Source organism: Curtobacterium sp. 18060 (genome assembly GCF_902706105.1).
Lineage (GTDB): Bacteria > Actinomycetota > Actinomycetes > Actinomycetales > Microbacteriaceae > Curtobacterium.
The window spans coordinates 18,726-37,016 of the sequence record NZ_CACSJV010000035.1 but is presented as its reverse complement, the minus strand read 5'-3'; the positions used below and the strand labels follow the sequence as shown (position 1 = coordinate 37,016).

Genomic DNA, 18,291 nt, shown 5'->3' with positions numbered 1-18,291 from the left:
GCCTCCCACCCCGCGCATGTCACGTCAACCGCTACGATCGACGGACGAACCAACGGAGGTCGAAGCGCATCATGGGAGACGGCAAACCCGCGACCATCTACGACGTCGCCGCGCGCGCCGGGGTCTCGAAGTCCCTCGTCTCCCTGGTGCTGCAGCGCTCCCCCCGGGTCAGTGACCAGCGCCGGGCCGCCGTGCTCACGGCGATCCAGGAGCTCGACTACCGGCCCTCCACCGCCGCGGTGTCCCTCGCCGGCACCCGCAGCCGCACCGTCGGCGTGGTCCTCGACGACTTCCGGAACCAGTGGTTCGTCGACCTGCTCACCGGGCTGCGCGAGGCCCTGCAGGACCAGGGTCACCGTCTCGTCGTCGCGGACCGGTTCCTGAACACGGGGCTCGACGCCTCGCCGGTCGAGGGCTTCCTGTCCATGCGCGTCGAGGGCATCGTCATCGCCGGCGAACCCGACACCGACCTGGCGATCCCGGCCTCGATGCCGGTCGTCATCGCCGGCGGGCGCGTGTCGATCCCCCGCGCGGACACCGTGGCGAACGACGACCGGGCCGGCGGCGGGATGGCGGCGGAGCACCTGCTCGCGCTGGGCCACACGCGGCTCGGCTTCGTGGGGGCGAGTTCGGCGGCATCGAAGGAACGCCGCGCAGGGTTCGAGGCAACCGTCGCGGCCAGTGCGGGTGCAAGTCCCGCCGTCGTGGTCCTGCCCGGCGAACCCACCGAAGAGGCCGGATCCCGCGCCCTCGGCGCCCTGCTCGACGAGCACCCCGACGTCACCGCGGTGTTCGCCGCCAACGACGTGATGGCCCTCGGAGCACTGTCCGAACTCGCCGAACGCGGACTCCGGGTCCCCGAGGACGTCTCCGTCATCGGCTACGACGACACCCCCGTCGCCGCCACGCGCTACGTCGGCCTGACGAGCATCGACGACCGCAGCGTCGAGATCGGCCGCGGCGCCGGCGAGCGCCTGCTCGCCCGCATCGCCGACCCGGGGCTGGCCGCCACCGAGTCCCTGGTCGAGCCCCGCCTGGTCGCTCGCCGCACGACCGCCCCGCGCTGACGCGGCTGCCGGGAGGCCCGTCCCGCGTCCGCCCCGCCCGCTTCGTGAGCAGAAATGGTCGGGTCCAGGGCCCGTACCCGACCATTTCTGCTCACGAAGTCGCGTCGGCAGGCGCCGCGTGCTGCACGATCCAGCTGTGCATGACGATCGCAGCCGCCGCCGAGGCGTTGATGCTCCGCGTCGAACCGAACTGCGTGATCTCCAGGTGCCCGGACGCCCCGGCCACCGCTTCGTCGGTGAGCCCGGGGCCCTCCTGGCCGAACAGGAACACGCACCGCTCCGGGATCGCCGCGGTCTCGATGCGATCGGCGCCAGGGGTGTTGTCGATCGCGATCACCGGGCGCTGCTCCTCGGCCATCGCGGCCAGGAACGCCTGCACGTCGGGGTGGTACCGGACGTGCTGGTACCGGTCGGTCACCATCGCGCCGCGCTTGTTCCAGCGCCGCCGCCCGATGATGTGCACCGTGCCGGCCAGGAACGCGTTGGCGCTCCGCACGATCGACCCGATGTTCAGGTCGTGCTGCCAGTTCTCGATCGCCACGTCGAACGCGTGCCGGCGGGTGTCGAGCTCGGCGACGATGGCGTCCATCGACCAGTACCGGAAGTGGTCGAGCACGTTCCGCGAGTCCCCCGCCGCCAGCAGCTCCGGGTCGAGCCGCGGGTCGTCCGGCCAGGGCTCCGGGTGCGGGCCGACGCCGTTCGTCGTCAGTTCGTGCGTCGGGGCGGGCTCGTCGGTCACGCCTCCAGGGTAGAGCCGCGGCGAACCGGGCCGGTCGGCGCGAGTCCGACGAACGTGGTCCAGCCGAACGCCCGCCGCGTCACGGTGTCACTGCGTACCCGGGCGGAGGAAGTCCTCCGGCACGGCACCGGCGTTCGTCGCCGCGAAGATGCGCTTCCGATCACTCGGACGGGTCGGGTCGAACACGACGACGACGGTCGCTCCGAGCACCGGGCCGGTTCCGTCGCCGAACCCCTCGGTCCGGTCGACCCAGCGCTGTTGTCCCTGGAGGTCCGTGAACGTGAAGGTCCAGCGCAGCAGCGTGAAGGAGGCGTCGTGGGCGGTCGAGCCGCTGACCGCGGTGACGATCCCGTCGACCCGGCGCCCCGCACGCAGCAGCTGTTCGAGCCGACCGCGTCGGCCGCCCTGCCCGCGGCGTGCAACCGTCCCGCCGATCAGGGCGACCAGCGCCAGCGCGGTGACCAGTGCGGGGATCCACCACGCAGCGGCGTACCAGATCCAGCCGCCGATGCCCCAGACTTCGTCGCGGCCGAACGCCGGGTCGACGGTGGTCCCGACGCGGTCGACGGGCGCCCACTGCGTCGCGGTCGTCCACCAGAGCCCGGCTGCGGCGCCGACGAGCCAGATGCTCACCGGTCCCACCCCGACGAACTCCGACGCCCGGCCTGCGAAGCGGTGGTTCCACTTCGAGTACATGCCCAGCGTGACGATCGACCCCGTGACCGCGACGGGCATCGCCCACCACGGGTACTCCGGGTCCGGCGTGTCCGAGAACACGCTGTTGACGGTCATGTCCCGGATGGTGCCGAGGACGGACCCGAGCGCGTACCCGACGACGACGCCGACGGCGAGCAGGAGCGCCGCCCACACGATCGTCATGACCAGTGCACGGGCGCTGCCCTGCTGCGCGGCGGCCTTCGCACGGAGGGCGGCGGCCGGATCGGTGGTGCTCATGATCGACGTGCGTGGTCGGTCAGTACGAGTACGTCGGATCGGGGGCGTTCGCCGCGAGGACCGCGATCGTCACGAACAGCCCGATGTACAGCAGCGTGACCACCCCACCGACGATGACCGCGGCGAGCGCGAGGCCGCGGCCCCCCTCGGATCGTCTGCGCGCCTGCGACATCGCGACGAGACCGAGGATGAACCCGATCAGCGGTGCGACGAACGCCGCGACGAGCGAGATGATCGCGAGGGTGTTCGTGCGGTGCGGGACGGAACCGTAGGGCTGCGGAACGGAAGACTGTGGGGATTGGTACTGAGTGGACATCGTGAAAGACGGTATCTCACATCTTTTTTTGTTGGGAAGCGTACCGAAATTCAGCGGACGCGCGATTCGATCCCGGCGACGAGGACGTCGAGCCCGAGCGCGAAGCGAGCGTCGTACGAGTGCTCCCCCAGGATCTCCGCCACGAGCGTGTGCCGCTCGGGGCGTCCGGCCTCGGCGTCACCCCGCCCGATCTGCACCGAGGTGTGCCCGACCACGAAGTCGTACACGACGAAGAACGAGTACATCGCCTCGGCATCGGACAGCCCGGCAGAGCGGAGCGCCCCGACGACCTTCGCCACGACGGCGTCGGACTCGGTGGACACCAGGGCGCCGCGGCGGCTGTGCGACTCGAGCACCAGGGGGTGGGTGCGCATCAGGTCGCGGAACGTCGTGGCGAAGGTGCGCACCACGGCGTGCCACTCGTCCGGCCAGACGAAGGTGGCGGTGAACTCGTCGACCGTGCGGCGCACGAGCTCGGCGTGCAGGTCGTCGAGGCCGCCGATGGTCCGGTGCACGGTCATCGGTGCGACGCCGAGCCGCACGCCGAGCGCACGGAACGACAGGCGGTCGAGGCCGTCCTCGTTCGCGATCGCCGTCGCGGCGTCGATCACCTGCTCGCGGCTCAGCACGTTGGGCCGTCCGCGTCGCCGCCGCGGTGTCGCCTCGACCAGATCGGGAGCCGCTTCCAGGTCCGGCACCGCAGCAGGGCGGGGCGTGGCGGTCGGGGATCCGGGTTCGACGAGCACGGCGGGTTCTCCTTGATTCGGTACGTGTCCCGAAAAGCCTAGGGCAAAGCCGAGTGGCGTTCGGTGACTCGACCATCTCGGGTCCGTGGGCGACGCGCAAGAGCCGATCCGCGCCTCCCGGCCCCTTCGAAGGAACCCGGCCGACGGGCCGGCCCGTCGGCCGTGCGCAGTAGGGTGAGCCCATGGCGACCCGCGACGACGTCGAGTGCTGGCTGACCGACATGGACGGCGTGCTCGTCCACGAGAACCAGGCCCTCCCCGGTGCCCCCGAGCTCATCCAGCAGTGGCTCGACGAGGGCACCGAGTTCCTCGTCCTGACGAACAACTCGATCTTCACGCCGCGTGACCTCAGCGCTCGGCTCCGGAGCTCGGGCCTGCACGTCCCCGAGGAGCGCATCTGGACGAGCGCCCTCGCCACCGCCGACTTCTGCAAGTCCCAGATGCCCGGCGGCTCCGCGTTCGTCATCGGCGAGGCCGGCATGACCACCGCCCTGCACGAAGCCGGGTTCATCATGACCGAGACCGCCCCCGACTACGTCGTCGTCGGCGAGACCCGCAACTACTCGTTCGAGGCGATCACCAAGGCCGTCCGCCTGATCCGCGACGGCGCCCGCTTCATCGTCACCAACCCCGACGCCACCGGCCCGTCGGCCGAGGGCGTCCTGCCCGCGACGGGTGCGATCGCCGCGATGATCGAGAAGGCCACCGGTAAGCAGCCCTACGTGGTGGGCAAGCCGAACCCGATGATGTTCCGCTCGGCGATGAACCGCATCGGCGCGCACTCCGAGAACACCGGCATGATCGGCGACCGGATGGACACCGACGTGCAGGCCGGCATCGAGGCGGGGCTCCACACCGTCCTGGTGATGACGGGCATCAGCGACCAGGCCGAGATCGACCGCTACCCGTTCCGTCCGAGCGAGGTCATCTCCGGCGTGCACGAGCTCGTCCGCACCGCCCCCTTCGAGGTCGAGCTGTAGCGATGCGCTGGGACCCGTCGCGGTACGCCGCGTTCGCGAACGACCGCGGGCGTCCGTTCCACGACCTGGTCGCGCAGGTCGCGTGGCCGGCCGGTGACGGACAGGAGGCCCCGCGTCGCGTCGTCGACCTGGGCTGCGGTCCCGGGGCCCTCACCGCCACGTTGGCAGCGCGGTGGCGTTCGTCGCCGGTGCTCGGGATCGACAGCTCGGCGGAGATGCTCGCGTCGGCTGCGACCGATCCCGCACTGGCGGACCTGCCGAACCTGTCGTTCGAGCTCGGTGCGATCGAGGACTGGACGCCCGGGCCGACCGACGACGTGGTCGTGACGAACGCGGCGCTGCAGTGGGTACGGTCGCACGTGGCGCTGCTGCCGCGGTGGCTCGACGCGATGCCGTCCGGATCGTGGTTCGCGATGCAGGTGCCGGGCAACTTCGGGTCCCCGTCGCACGCGCTGATGCGGTCGATCGGGGCGTCCGGTCCCTGGGCGTCGGCGCTCGACGGCGTGCTGCGCGAGGACCCGGTGCTCGACCCCGCCGGCTACCTCGGCATCATGCTCGACGCCGGGTTCGCGGCCCGCGCGTGGGAGACGACCTACGCGCAGCTGCTGCCGGGCGAGGACCCGGTGCTCGACTGGGTGCGCGGCACCGGGCTGCGACCGGCACTGGCTGCCCTCGACGCCGCCGACCCGACCGGTGCGCTGACGGCGGAGTACGTCGAGCAGTACCGGGCGGCGCTGCGCGAGGCGTACCCGACGAGCGCACACGGCACCGTGTACCCGTTCCGCCGCGTCTTCGCCGTCGGTCGCAAGCCCTGACGGACGGCGCCGCGGCTGCCACGCACCGGGCGCGGAAGCGCGCCGGGCGCGGAAGCGCGCCCGGCTCTGCAGCCGGGCGGCTACCGGGCCGGGGTCGGCGCTGCCAGGTCGCCACGGGCCTCCAGGGCGAACGCCGCCATCGGCGGCACGGAACGCCACCGCTTCGCCAGGCGACGCGGCCGGTCGTCACGCCACGCGACCATGCCGCCCGCGACGATCCCGAACGCCAGGACGGCGAACGAGAACAGCCCGATCAGGCCGAGCACCACGACGCGACCCGTGTCCGACGGGTCAGCGGTCGCGGAGTACCCGATCGACCCGAAGTCCCAGAACGCGTGCAGCAGCACCGGGACGAGCAGCGAACCAGTCACCCGTCGTGCGACGTACAGCGTGGAACCGAACGACGCCGCGAACACGACCTGGATCATCGTCGGTCCGATCCCGGCACCGGCGAGCGCGTTGAGCAGGTGCAGCAGCCCGAACAGCACGCACGACAGCGCCCACACGCCGAACTCGGGCACCCGGCGACGCAACCCGACCAGGAGCATGCCCCGGGCCATCAGCTCCTCGAACACCCCGACGAACAGCACCCCGACGGTGAGCAGCAGGAAGTAGTGCGCGGGCAGCGCCGTCCAGTCGATCAGGGGCAGCCGCACCAGGCACACCACGAGCACCAGCGCCGGGGCGAGCGCGGACCAGCGCAGCGGCGTCCGGGTGCGGTCGACGGTCGCGATCCGCCACCACCCGAGCCCGGTGACGACCACGGCGAGCGCGACGGCGGCGATGCCCTCGGGGATCACCAGGGCACGGACGACGCTGTCGACCGTCTGGCCGAGTGTCGGGTAGTCGTCGCTCGGCCGTGACCGCCACGCGCTGATCGCCGCGAAGACCACGAGGGGCGCGAGGCCGATGAGCAGCGAGGGCGGGACCGGCCAGCGGCGACGACGGGGTTGGTGCACGTCCCGGTTGTACCAGTGCAGCCGTACGATTGGCGGTATGCGCCTGCCCTCGTTGTCGACCATGGCCGAGGACTACGTCAAGCTCATCTGGAAGGCCGGGGAGCGCGGCGGCGCCGGACTGGCCACGCGGGACATCGCGGCGACGCTGAAGGTGTCGGCCTCGACGGTGTCCGGCAACTTGAAGAAGCTCGACCGCGACGGCCTCATCGAGCACACCCCGTACTACGGCGTCGTGCTCACCCCGCTCGGGCAGCAGGTCGCGGTCGCGATGGTCCGGCGGCACCGGCTGATCGAGTCGTTCCTGGTGTCCCGCCTCGGCTACACGTGGGACGAGGTCCACACCGAGGCCGAGGCGCTCGAGCACGCGGTGTCGGAGCGGTTCCTCGACCGGGTCGACGCCGACCTCGGGCACCCGACCCACGACCCGCACGGCGACCCCATCCCCGCCGCGGACGGCACCGTCCCCGCCACGCTCGGCACCCTGCTCGGTGCGATCGAGCCCGGCGCGTGCGGCACCGTCGACCGGGTGTCCGACGACGACCCCTCGCTGCTGCGGTACTTCGACGAGCTCGGGGTCGGCCTCGGCACCCACCTGCGGGTCGAGCGGGTGCGGGACTACGCCGGCGTCATCGCGGTCTCCCGACGTGGGGCGGACGGCGCCGAGGCGCTCGTCGACCTGCCCGCCGCCGCCGCGAGCGCGATCTGGCTGGCTCCCGACGCCGACTGAGCGGGCCCGCCCGCGCCACCCCGCTCACGTCCGCCGAGCGGTCACCATCTGTCGCCCGGCAGCCCCGCAACCGACGGTTCACGACCACTCGGCACCCAGGGCACGGGGCGTCGCGACCGCACCGCGGCCCGCGAACGCGCGTGGTGTCGGACGGGAGGCCCGGTGCGCGGCCGCCACGCGCCTCCTGTCCGTCGCCCCCACTGGTCACGACACCCCGCTCACGTCCGCCGAGCGGCCAGGGACCGCCGCCCGACAGCCCCGCGACCGACGGTTCACGACCACTCGGCGCCCAGGGCACGGGGTTTCGTGACCGCGCGACGCGCCCGCCCCACCACCGCAACGCCGACGGTTCTCGACCACTCGACCCGCCCAGCCGGGCGCGCCCACCGGCCCTAGCCCTTGGCGGACCGGGTCCGGCCGAGCGCCACCTCGCGCCGAGCCCGCTCGAGGGCGAGCGCGGACGCAGCGTCCGGGTCGTGCAACAGCCGCTCCGTGTCGGCGACATGGTCCCGCACGGCGTCGGAGCCCCGGGCGGCAGCCGCTGCGAGCACCGGCGCCACCGTCTCCTCGCCCAACCCGACCAGTGCCCGCGACAGGCTGAGCCGCCGTTCGCGCGGACCGACCCCGAGCTGCACCGCCAACGTCCGGGCCAGGTCGCCCCGCTCGTCGTCGGGCACGAGCGCGACGGCGGTCCGCCAGGCGGCGCGGAGCACGTCGTCGTCGTGGTCCGCCAGCAACGGGCGCACCGACGGCCAAGCCGACGGGTCGCCGACCTTCGACAGGGTGTGCAACGCCTGACTGCGGGCCTGCGGCTCGGAACGGGTGAGCGACGGGACCACCCGCGCGACGACGTCGGCCGACGGGTGCCGGGTCAGCGCCCAGGTGAGCATGTCGCGGACGAAGAAGTCCGGCTCGACGGCGCACTGTTCGACGAGCACGTCGAGGTCGGCGGCGTCCGGGGTGGTCCCGGCGGCCATCACGGCCTGCAGCCGCACCGAGGAACGGGGGTCGGCGAGGGCATCGGTGAGTGCGGTCATGGGTCCATGCAACCCGCTGCCACCGGGGCCGTGTCAAGCCTCGGGGCATAGCGTCGGCCGAGGAGCGGTTCGCATCGAGGACCGCTCGCCCGACCACGAAAGGACCCCCGTATGCCCCGCATCGGTACCAGCGACCTCCACGTGTTCCCCCTCGCCCTCGGCGGCAACGTCTTCGGGTGGACGGCGGACGAGTCGGCCTCCCACCAGGTCCTCGACGCCTACACCGCGGCGGGCGGCGACTTCATCGACACCGCCGACGTGTACTCCGCGTGGGCCCCCGGCAACGAGGGCGGCGAGTCCGAGCGGGTCATCGGCTCGTGGCTCGCGGCCTCGGGCAAGCGCGACGACGTCGTCATCGCCACGAAGGGCTCGCAGCACCCGCAGTTCCAGGGCCTCGGCGCGGACACCGTCGCCGCTGCCGCCCGTGCCAGCCTGCAGCGCCTCGGCACCGACCGGATCGACCTGTACTACGCGCACTTCGACGACCAGTCGACCCCGCTCGAGGAGACCGTCCGCGCCTTCGACCAGCTCGTCACGGACGGCATCGTCCGCTACACCGCGATCTCGAACTACTCGAAGGACCGCGCCGAGGAGTGGATCCGCATCGCGACCGAGAACGGCCTCGCGCAGCCGGTCGCGATCCAGCCGCACTACAACCTCGTCACCCGCGAGCCGTACGAGTCCGACATCGCACCGCTCGCCCACGCGCACGGCCTCGGCGTCGTGCCGTACTTCGCGCTCGCCGCCGGGTTCCTGACCGGCAAGTACCGCTCGAAGGAGGACTTCGCCGGCAAGGACCGCGAGGGCCAGGTCTCGGGCTACTTCAACGACGAGGGACTCGCCGTGGTCGACGCCCTGTCCACCATCGCCGAGGCCCGCGACACCGCGCTCGCGACCGTGGCCCTGGCGTGGCTGCAGGCGCAGCCGGACGTCGTCGCGCCGATCGCCAGCGCCCGCAACACCGAGCAGCTGCCGGCGCTGTTGGCCTCGGCTGAGCTCGAGCTCAGCGCCGACGAGCTGCAGACCCTGTCCGACGTGTCCGCGAAGGTGCCCGCGGCCGCCTGACACGCGCCCGCCTCGACCCCGGCCTGGCTCGCGCGCCACGGATGCGTGTGCATGTTCCGACGATCCACCAGACGATCAACTCGTGGAACGTCGCTCATTGCACACGCATCCGATGCGTGCGCATGTGCCGACAGAACACGCGTCGATCACGTCGTGGATCGTCAGAAGATGCGCCCGCACGCACCCGTCCAGCCGACACCCGCAGCCGACCGCCGCAGCCGCAGCCGCAGCAGCCGCCCTACGCCCCCGGCGCCAACGACGCCGTGAGCTCCTGCCCCGACGACCGGGTCACGAAGCACGAGATGAACCGGTCGCCCTGGTCCCACGTCGCCTGGTCCGGCGCGTACGACCCCTGCACCTGCACGTCCCCGACGGCCGCAGCGGCCGAGGCGTTGAGCGCCGCGTCCGACTGGCACTGGTCGGCCGCCTGCGTCGCGAGGGCCTCGGCCCCCGGGTACGCGTCCCCGTCGACGGCGATCCGTGCGGTGAGCTGCCCGATGTGCGGCGTCGCGCAGTCGACGACCGTGAAGCTCTGCGCCCAGGCGTTGGTGAACGGCGACAGGCACTCCCCGCCGGCCAGGTCGGTCCAGGCGTGCTCGCCCGGCAGCGCGGGCGTGGTGGCGAACTGGAGCGTCGCAGCCGGAGCAGCGGCCTCGTCCGAGGGAGCGGCAGACGCCGCAGCCGAAGGAGTCGCCGGAGCCGATGACGCTGCCGCCGGGGACTTCGTCGGCGCGATCTCCTGGTCGGAGATGTTGTTGCCGAGGATCCACTTCGACAGCAGGAACACCAGGACGATGAGCACGACGATCAGGGCGATCGAGCCGTAGACGAGCAGCTGCTTGCCGCGCTTGCCCTCGCTCCGCAGGCGCGCCGCACCCTGGTTGATGAAGTTGTCGCGCTCGACCGGCTGGCTGGATGACACGGGCGCAGGCGACGACGCCCCGGCACCGGCACCGGCACCGGCAGCAGCCGACGGCATCGCGGCCGCCGGCATCATCCGCGTCCCGGTGTCCTCCGGGTCGTACCCCGTGCCACCGAGCTGCCCGACGGCCTCGGTGCCGAACAGGTCCTTGATCGCACTCGTGTCGCTGGTCTCGCGGCCGTCCCACTCGGACTGGTCCAGCTCGTCCGGCGCAGCGGCCGGCAACGCCGTGGGCTGCGCCCCCGTGTCGTCCCGGCGCAGGCCGAGCACGGCGTCCAGGTCCTGGCCCACCGCGGGCGGCAGGTGCGCCGGGTACGCGGGCGACGCAGCGGGCTCGACGAGGGGCGGCGCAGCGGTCGGCCGCACGGTCGCGTCGGGTTCGGACCACCAGGGTGTCCCGGCGACCGGCAGTGCGGTGGTCGCGGCGTCCGGGAGGCCCGTGGCCGCGTCCGCCCCGTCACCCTCGGCAGCGGAGCGGGTCGCGTCCGGGGCCTCGGTCGGCTCCGCGGGAGCCACCGGCCCGGCACCGGGAACCGCCGTCGGCACAGCCGCAGGCGGCACGGCAGCCGCCGGTGGCACAGCCGCAGGCGGCACGGCAGCAGCCGCAGCAGTCGGCACCGCCGGGGGCACCGGGAACGTCCGAAGCGCCTGCGGCACCCCGTCGACCGGGGTGTCGACCTCGCCGGAGACGACCTCGTCCTCGGCGTCGGTCTCGTCCGCCAACGACCACGAGCCGCCGCCACCGAACGCCGTCGTGTCGAAGGAGTCGCCGGTCAGGGTCGTCGGGACCTCGCCGGTCTCGTCGTCGCGGATGGCCCAGTCGAACGGCCGGTCCGGTCCGGCGCCCTGCGTGGGCACGGACCCCGTGCCGGCGATCCGGAGCAGGTCCGTGAAGCTCGGCGGCTCCTCGGACGGGGGCAGCACGTTCTCGACGCCGAGCGGCTGGTGTGCGACGGGTCCGGCGGGCGGGACGGGTGCACCGGAGCCGGTCGCACGGCCGAGCCAGTCGACGTCGGCACGGCCCTCGCCGAACGGGTCGACGCGGCGACGTTCGTCCTCGATGGCCTGCGACGCCGCGGCGCGCTCGTCGCGGTGGGTCTGCGCGGTCGGGAGCACGATCGACGAGGGGTGCGGCGCGGTGGGGTTCGGCGGTACGACAGCGGCCGGCGGGATGCGGTCGTGCAGGGTGGAGCGCTCGTGCTCGGCGGCGGCGTCCGGGCTCTCGGACGGCGCCGACAGCTGCTCGGGCATCGAGATGGCCTGCGTCGCGCCGTCGTCCAGCACCGGAGCAGCAGGCGCGGTGGGTGCCTCGGGCGTCGGCGCCTCGGGGGCCGAGGCTTCGGGTACCGACGCCTCGAACGGTTCCGGCAACGGTGCGCCCGTCTCGCGTGCGGTGCGCTCGGCCTCGCGGCGCTCCCGTCGCGAGGGCCAGTCCTCCTCGCCCCGCGGGGCGCCGAAGATGTCCGCGGCGCTGCGGAGACCGTGGAACGGAGCGTCCGGGTCGGACGCGCGCCGGGCCTCCTGGCCGTCCACCCCGTCGGCACCGTCGGCCGCCGCTGCGGGGCCGGCCGTGTCCTCGGGGTCGCGCGCGTCGTCCGGACGCTCCCCGCTCACGCGGTCAGCCCCAGATCAGCCAACCCGATGGCCGCGAAGTAGGGGTACCCGGCTGCCTCGATGGTCTCCTTGGCGCCGGTGTCGCGGTCGACGACGACCGCGACGGCGGCGATGATCGCGCCCTCACGCTCGAGCGCTTCGGCCGCCTTGAGCGGCGAGCCGCCCGTGGTGGAGGTGTCCTCGAGCACGACGACGCGCTTGCCCTTGAGGTCCGGGCCCTCGACCTGCTTGCCGCGGCCGTGGTCCTTGGGCTCCTTGCGGACGACGAAGGCGTCGTAGGTCAGGCCCTGTGCGGCGGCCTGGTGCAGCACGGCGCTGGCGATGGGGTCGGCGCCCATGGTGAGTCCGCCGACGGCCGAGACGTCCGGCACCTGCTGCACGAGCTCGGTCATGACCTGACCGATCAGCGGCGCGACCCGGTGGTCCAGGCTGACCTTCCGCAGGTCGATGTAGTACGTCGCCTTCTTCCCGCTGGTCAGGGTGAAGTCGCCGTGGAACACCGCTTCGGAGGAGATGTACTGGATCAACTGTTCGCGCGCGTCGGTCACAGCGCACAAGGGTAGCCGGTCGGGCTCGCAGCGCGCTCCCCCGTCCTGTGGGGTCGTCCCGAGCAGCCCTCGGTACGCTCCGGGACATGCCCCGAGCACCGCGTCGCACCGCCGTGGCGCCGGCTCCGTCCGGCGGCCGTCGGTCCGGCGGCGTGGCCGGGGCGATCGGACGGGAGGCCCTGGGCGCCCTGGTCGCGCTGGCCCTGTCCGTCATCGCCCTCCGCCACGTCGTCGCCACGGAACGGGTCGCCCTGCTCTGGTACGACGGCGACTCGGTGCTGCTGCCCCTGGTGCACCGGTCGATGCAGCTCGGGCAACCGTTCGAGTGGGCGATGTCCCCGGCGCTGTTCTTCTTCCCCGAGTTGCCGGTCTACCTGCTCTGCGCCCTCGTCACGGGTACCCCGCAGCAGGCCCTGGCGCTGAACGGGCTGCTCGTCCTGCTGGCCGTGTACGCGCTGGTGCGGGCTGCCGCGAACGAGCTCATGCCGTCGGCCGGGCGAGCGGCCCGCATCACGGTGTCGGCGGCCGCTGTGGCGTTCGTGACCCTGCTCGTGCTGACGGAGTCGTCGGCCACCGCGACGTCGCTCGAGCTGGCGTCCCTGCTGCTGACCACGACCTACTACTACGGCGTCGTGCTGGCGATGCTCGGCACCGCGGTGCTCGTGCTCCGTGCCGTCCGGGTCGGGCGGGCATCGGTCGTCGTGCTCGTGGTGCTCGGGCTGGTGGCCTTGTGCACGACGGCGTCGAACCCGCTGTACGTGCCGTGGTCCGCCGCACCCGTGGTGGTCACGCTCGTGCTGCTGGCGGCGGTGCGCCGGGTGCCGTGGCGTCCCGCGCTGCTGCTGTCGGGCACCGTGACGGTCGGGTCGATGCTCGGGTACCTGGTGCGGATCCCGCTGCAGCCCTTCGTGTCGCTCGACCCGTCCACCTACGTCCGGCCGTCGCGCGCGGTGGAGACCCTGCAGTTCTTCGCGGCGCTGACCGACGTGCGAGCCGGCACGGCGGCGGGCGACGCCGGGCTGTTCCTGATGTTCGTCGGGGTGCTCGTCACCGTCGGCGGCACGGTGTGGGCCTGGCGGGTCCGGACAGCACGCACCGTGCTCGTCGCGACCGCGTTGCCCCTGGTGACCGTCGTGGCGGCGTCGATCGGGGTCGTCCTCGTCGGGTCGGAGACGCCGCGGTACCTCGAGCCCGTCGTCACCGCACCGCTGCTGGCCCTCGTCGCGGTGGCCGAGCTCACCCGCACCGCGGTTCGCCGCACCCGCGTGCACCGGCCGTTCCGCGGGGTCCGGGCCACCGTCGCGATCGCCGCCGTCGCCGTCCTCGCCGCCGGGGTCGCCACCGCACCGAGCACCGCGCACGCCGTCGCCACCGCCCGGTACACGCCGTCGTCCTGCCTGGACCGCTGGGCGGACGGACGATCGGTCACCGGGGTCGGCCAGTTCTGGACGGTGCGGCCCCTCGCCACGTACTCCGCGACGAACGTGCAGCTGCTGCAGGTCCGCGACACCTTCGACACGTACCCGTGGCTCGTCGACCTCGGGGCCTACCGTGACGCCGACCCGACGTTCGTGGTGGTCGGGTCGCACGACCTGTGGACCACCGCGGTCGAGGACTCCCTCGGTGCCCCGGCGACGATCACGCACTGCACGGGGTTCGACGTCTACGACTACGCGGGGACCTCCGGCGCGGACGTCCTCCGGCGCGACGTGGTCGGCAGTGCGGACGAGATCCGGCAGGAGCGCGGGTTCTAGGAGTTGTCCACAGCGGCGCGTCGGCGTCCGATCTTCTCTGTACGGATGTATAGGCTCGTTGTCGATGTCTCGCCCCACCAGCCACCGCACCCCTCGTGCCTCCGTGCGCCTCCGCCTCGCCGTCACCGGACTGGCACTCGCGGGCCTCGTCGGCACGGTCGTCGTCGATGCACCCACTGCCCAGGCGGTGACCTACCCCACGTGGGACGAGGTCAAGAACGCCCGCGGCAAGGAATCCGCGAAGCAGGGGCAGATCACCGAGATCAAGGGCATCATCAGCGACCTCGACGCCAAGGTCGAGGCCGCACAGGCGAAGGCGAAGGAGCTCGGCGACGTCTTCTTCGACGCGCAGTCCGACGCGCAAGAAGCCGCCGAGAAGGAGCAGAAGCTCCGCGCCGACGCCGACGAACACGCGAAGGTCGCCGACCAGAGCGCCGCGCAGGCCGGCCAGTTCGCCGCGCAGATGGCCCGCTCGGGCGGTGCCGACGTCACGACCTCGGTGCTCACCAAGGGCGAGGACGCCCGCGACCTGCTCTACGACCTCGGCGCGCTGAGCAAGCTGTCCGAACAGGCCGAGCGTGTCCAGGCCGCCGCCAGCGTCGACGCCGGGGTCGCCCGCTCGCTCGAAGCCCAGGCAGACCGCGCTTCCGAAGAACTCGACAGCCTCGCCGCGAAGGCCGAGGCCCGCATGCAAGAGGCACAGGCCGCCTCCGACGCCGTGCAGACCGCGTACGACGAACAGCAGTCGAACAAGGCCCGGCTCGACGCCCAGCTCGCGACCCTGGTCTCCGGCCGTGTCCGGACCGAGGCCGAGTTCGCCAAGGGTGAGCGCGTCCGCAAGGCAGCTGAGGCGAAGGCCGCGCGCGAGGCCGAAGCCCGTGCCGCCCGAGAACTGGCCGCGGCGGCAGCGGCAGCGAACGCCGGCGGCGGATCGTCCGGCGGCGGTGGCGGCTCCGGCAGCAGCGGCTCGGGCAGTGGCGGCTCCGCCGGCTCGGATGGCGGTCAGGGCTGGGTCCGTCCGGCCAGCGGCTACGTCATCAGCCCGTACGGCTACCGCGTGCACCCGATCTACGGCACCGTCATCAAGCACGACGGCACCGACCTGGCCAGCGGCTGCTCGACGCCCATCGTCGCCGCGTCGGCCGGCACCGTCGACTACGTCGGCTGGTACGGCGGCTACGGCAACTACGTCCGCATCAACCACGGCAACGGGGTCCAGACGGCCTACGGCCACATCGTCAACGGCGGCTTCCGGGTCGGTATCGGCCAGCAGGTCTCCGCGGGGCAGCTCATCGCGCTCGTCGGCTCGACCGGCCAGTCCACCGGGTGCCACAGCCACATCGAGGTGCACGTCAACGGCGCCACGACCGACCCGGTGCCGTTCATGTCCGCGCGGGGCGTCGCCTTCTAGTTCACTCGATCGCAGACCGCCGTCCGCTTCACGCGGGCGGCGGTTCGTCGTTCCCCACAGTCGCGTTGCTGCAATTTCACACTGCACCGCTGAAATGCTACGTTTCCCCCATCAGCCAGTTCGGATGGTGGGGGGACGATGGGGATCGAGTTCGACGACGCAGCGGCGTCCCGGCTGGTCGACTGCGCGGTCGAGGTGGCGCTGACGCTGCGAGCCAGCGCCGGACCGCGACGGAGCACCGCAGAGGCCGCGCTGCTCGACTTCGACGGGGCGTACTCGCGACTGTTCGAGGCGGCCCGTGTGACGGAGTCCACCGACCGCGTCCGGCTGGCGAAGGAGCTCGAGGGCTTGGCCGATCAGCTCCGCGTCGTGCAACGGCAGGCGGACGAGGAACGGCAGCGCTCGGCGGACCTGGCCGCATGGCAGCGGCGCGAAGCCGACCGTGAGCGCGTGCGCTCGGCTGGTGGCGTGCCGATGCAGCCCGTGCTCGACTGGACCAGCGCGGTCTTCGACCCGAAGCCGTCCAGCACACCGAAGCGCCCGTCCCCGGTGTCCGCTACCTTCAGCGCTCAGTCCCGCCAGCGCACCGGCGGTGGTCGCTCCGGCGGACGCAGCAGTGCTGATCCGACCAGGCTGCGGCAGTTCAGCGCGACCGTCCGAGCACAGGATTCCTCGACGGAACAGGACCTGGTCCGGGTGCGCAACGCCTGGACCGCGTTCACGAGCCGCTGCAGCTGGGTCCCCATCGACGGTGCCACGCTGCCGGGCGGGTTCGGCGACTACCTCGCCGAGAATGCTGCGGACGCGTCCTGGGTCGACCGGATCGCGGACGCCTTCAGTGCTGCCGGCGGGGGCTCCCTCGCGAACACCGCGCTCGACGCTGCGGCGGCCTCGACGCTCCCACCCGGGCTGCAGCGGCTGCTCGATCCCTCCCTGACACCGGCGGAGGTCGCAGCGATCTGGGCTGCACTCGGATTCACCGACGCCGACATCCGCGCGCTGCCGCTCACCACGCAGCTGCAGTTCGCGGGACTCGACGGGGTCCCGGCCGCGCAGCGCGACATCGCATCTCGCGCTGTCCTCTCCGCGGCCGTGCGGGATCCGGAGCGGCTGTACCGGCTGATGGGGTTGGCGTACACGTACGGGTCGGTCAGCCTCGACGAGTTCACGGAGCAGGTCATCGCGCTGCGTGACGGCCTGCGGGACGCCGACGACTTGGCTCGGGGTATCCGGAAACCATCAACGGCCGTGGCGCAGCTCGTCGGGTTCGGCGTCTCGAACGGAGCGCTCGTCGCCGCCGTCGTGCTCGGCGACCTGGACACGGCGTCGAACGTCACCGTCAACGTCCCGGGTGCGATGACCACGCTCGGCAGCATGGGTGAGAAGGTCCGTGCCGCCAACGGGCTCCTCATCACAGCAGGGCGAAAGCGATCGGTAGCGGAGTCTCTCGCGATCGTGTCCTGGATCGGCTACCGAGCACCGGGCGTCATCGAGGTCCCGCGCCAGGACCGCGCGCATGCGGGAGCAGCGAACCTCGCGTCGTTCCTGGACGGCATCCACGACAGCCGCGGCACGGCGCCGCGGGCCGTGACCGTTCTCGGACACTCCTACGGCTCCACCACCGCGGCCGAGGCACTCGCGCAGACCCGGCACCGAGTCGACTCGTTCGTGACGTACGGCTCGGTCGGGTTCACCGACACCACGAGACCCGAGCACCTCAACGTCGATCGGGTCTACGCGACCGAAGGCGCCAACGACCACACCGCTGTCCTCGGCCGGATCGGTCGCACCGACCCGCGAGATCTCGGGGGCGTCGACACGTTCAGTGCCGAGGCCGCCTCCGGCACCAAAGCCGTCACCGGCCACGACATGTACCCGGACAGCGGCGTCGGCTACCTGTCCCGCGCCGCCACGTCGCAGCAGACCATCGCCAAGATCATCGCGACGGGGAAGCCATGATGAACACCATGCAATCGATGCTCCGCACCATCACGACGGCAGTCCTGACCCTGGGACTGGTGTCCGGGTGCGCGGCAGGAGGAAACCAGATGCCCACCGACGCAGCCGGCCTGACTCGGGACGACGTCGCGGAGATGTCGCTCCACCAAGAGTTCGACGCCTTCCGGGACCACTACGACCACATGCAACGACTCCTGAAAGCCGCGCAGCTCCAGGTCCACGACGGCGAATGGGAATGGGACAGTGGAGACGATCTCCCGCTGATCGGAGGGGACGGCGTCGCCCCACTGCCGGGCGCGGACACGAAGAACAGCTACGACATGCGCAGCGGACGACTCTGGTCACCCCCCGGCGCCACAGGCGAGCAGCGCGACCTGCAACCAATGCTCGACTACTTCACCGACCAGGGCTGGGCCATCGAGCAACGCGACATCACCGGCGACCATGAGCTCTGGGGGTACACCGGCGACGGCTGGCAACTCATCTACACCGCTCAAGAGAACGGCCGCTACACCCTCGAGGTCTACAGCGAACTGTTCTGGACCAACGACGGCCACAAGCTCCGGCGAGCCGTCGCCGGCCGTTCCCTGGCTGACTTCCCCGACCAGTCGTTGCCGGGCGTGTACCCCGATCTCCCCTCGTGGGACGACCCGATCGTCAATCCGCCGAAGATCTGAA

Annotated in this window: 17 protein-coding genes; 9 read left to right on the top strand and 8 right to left on the bottom strand. The window is 72.3% G+C overall.

What is annotated here, in order from left to right; translation table 11 throughout:
- Positions 1–71 precede the first annotated feature (71 nt).
- Positions 72–1,067, top strand: coding sequence for a LacI family DNA-binding transcriptional regulator (locus GVL05_RS14505; protein ID WP_123937463.1), 996 nt, complete (start codon positions 72–74; stop codon positions 1,065–1,067).
- Between the two features lie 91 nt (positions 1,068–1,158).
- On the opposite strand, the gene GVL05_RS14500 is transcribed toward GVL05_RS14505, so the two are convergent.
- The 4 genes from GVL05_RS14500 to GVL05_RS14485 all read right to left on the bottom strand — a co-directional run bounded on the left by GVL05_RS14500 (position 1,159) and on the right by GVL05_RS14485 (position 3,822).
- Positions 1,159–1,806, bottom strand: a complete 648-nt coding sequence (locus tag GVL05_RS14500; protein ID WP_123672028.1) for a TrmH family RNA methyltransferase — start codon at positions 1,804–1,806, stop codon at positions 1,159–1,161.
- A gap of 87 nt (positions 1,807–1,893) precedes the next feature.
- A complete protein-coding gene (locus tag GVL05_RS14495; protein WP_123672029.1) occupies positions 1,894–2,760 on the bottom strand; it encodes a hypothetical protein in 867 nt (288 codons plus the stop codon).
- Between the two features lie 19 nt (positions 2,761–2,779).
- A complete protein-coding gene (locus tag GVL05_RS14490) occupies positions 2,780–3,076 on the bottom strand; it encodes a DUF4190 domain-containing protein (RefSeq protein WP_123937459.1) in 297 nt (98 codons plus the stop codon).
- Between the two features lie 50 nt (positions 3,077–3,126).
- Positions 3,127–3,822: a TetR/AcrR family transcriptional regulator gene (locus GVL05_RS14485; RefSeq protein ID WP_159573569.1), complete on the bottom strand. Its 696-nt coding sequence runs from the start codon at positions 3,820–3,822 to the stop codon at positions 3,127–3,129.
- 182 nt (positions 3,823–4,004) lie between these two features.
- Here GVL05_RS14485 and GVL05_RS14480 point away from each other — a divergent pair, with 182 nt between their 5' ends.
- Positions 4,005–4,802 (top strand): HAD-IIA family hydrolase, encoded by a 798-nt coding sequence (locus GVL05_RS14480; RefSeq protein WP_111086157.1) that lies wholly within the window; start codon positions 4,005–4,007, stop codon positions 4,800–4,802.
- Between the two features lie 2 nt (positions 4,803–4,804).
- Positions 4,805–5,617, top strand: a complete 813-nt coding sequence (locus GVL05_RS14475) for a methyltransferase domain-containing protein (protein ID WP_159573568.1) — start codon at positions 4,805–4,807, stop codon at positions 5,615–5,617.
- 80 nt (positions 5,618–5,697) lie between these two features.
- Here the strand turns inward: GVL05_RS14475 and GVL05_RS14470 are convergent, their stop codons facing one another.
- A complete protein-coding gene (locus GVL05_RS14470) occupies positions 5,698–6,576 on the bottom strand; it encodes a CPBP family intramembrane glutamic endopeptidase (RefSeq protein WP_159573567.1) in 879 nt (292 codons plus the stop codon).
- Between the two features lie 37 nt (positions 6,577–6,613).
- Here GVL05_RS14470 and GVL05_RS14465 point away from each other — a divergent pair, with 37 nt between their 5' ends.
- A complete protein-coding gene (locus tag GVL05_RS14465; protein WP_159573566.1) occupies positions 6,614–7,303 on the top strand; it encodes a metal-dependent transcriptional regulator in 690 nt (229 codons plus the stop codon).
- A 392-nt stretch (positions 7,304–7,695) separates the two neighbouring features.
- Here GVL05_RS14465 and GVL05_RS14460 read toward each other — a convergent pair whose 3' ends face one another.
- Complete coding sequence (locus GVL05_RS14460) at positions 7,696–8,340, bottom strand: HEAT repeat domain-containing protein (RefSeq protein ID WP_159573565.1); 645 nt, start codon at positions 8,338–8,340, stop codon at positions 7,696–7,698.
- Between the two features lie 111 nt (positions 8,341–8,451).
- Here GVL05_RS14460 and GVL05_RS14455 point away from each other — a divergent pair, with 111 nt between their 5' ends.
- A complete protein-coding gene (locus tag GVL05_RS14455; RefSeq protein ID WP_159573564.1) occupies positions 8,452–9,405 on the top strand; it encodes an aldo/keto reductase in 954 nt (317 codons plus the stop codon).
- Between the two features lie 238 nt (positions 9,406–9,643).
- Here GVL05_RS14455 and GVL05_RS14450 read toward each other — a convergent pair whose 3' ends face one another.
- Positions 9,644–11,941, bottom strand: coding sequence for a septum formation family protein (locus GVL05_RS14450; protein WP_159573563.1), 2,298 nt, complete (start codon positions 11,939–11,941; stop codon positions 9,644–9,646).
- Complete coding sequence (gene pyrE, locus GVL05_RS14445; RefSeq protein ID WP_071404348.1) at positions 11,938–12,489, bottom strand: orotate phosphoribosyltransferase; 552 nt, start codon at positions 12,487–12,489, stop codon at positions 11,938–11,940. The genes GVL05_RS14450 and pyrE overlap by 4 nt, the downstream gene beginning before the upstream one ends.
- Before the next feature lie 86 nt (positions 12,490–12,575).
- On the opposite strand from pyrE, the gene GVL05_RS14440 reads away from it, so the two are divergent.
- The 4 genes from GVL05_RS14440 to GVL05_RS14425 all read left to right on the top strand — a co-directional run bounded on the left by GVL05_RS14440 (position 12,576) and on the right by GVL05_RS14425 (position 18,290).
- Complete coding sequence (locus GVL05_RS14440; protein WP_159573562.1) at positions 12,576–14,243, top strand: hypothetical protein; 1,668 nt, start codon at positions 12,576–12,578, stop codon at positions 14,241–14,243.
- A gap of 64 nt (positions 14,244–14,307) precedes the next feature.
- Positions 14,308–15,654 (top strand): M23 family metallopeptidase, encoded by a 1,347-nt coding sequence (locus GVL05_RS14435; protein ID WP_159573561.1) that lies wholly within the window; start codon positions 14,308–14,310, stop codon positions 15,652–15,654.
- A 138-nt stretch (positions 15,655–15,792) separates the two neighbouring features.
- On the top strand, positions 15,793–17,613 hold the full coding sequence (locus GVL05_RS14430) for an alpha/beta hydrolase (protein WP_159573560.1): 1,821 nt from the start codon (positions 15,793–15,795) through the stop codon (positions 17,611–17,613).
- Complete coding sequence (locus GVL05_RS14425; protein ID WP_159573559.1) at positions 17,610–18,290, top strand: hypothetical protein; 681 nt, start codon at positions 17,610–17,612, stop codon at positions 18,288–18,290. The genes GVL05_RS14430 and GVL05_RS14425 overlap by 4 nt, the downstream gene beginning before the upstream one ends.
- The last annotated feature ends 1 nt before the right edge of the window (position 18,291 follow it).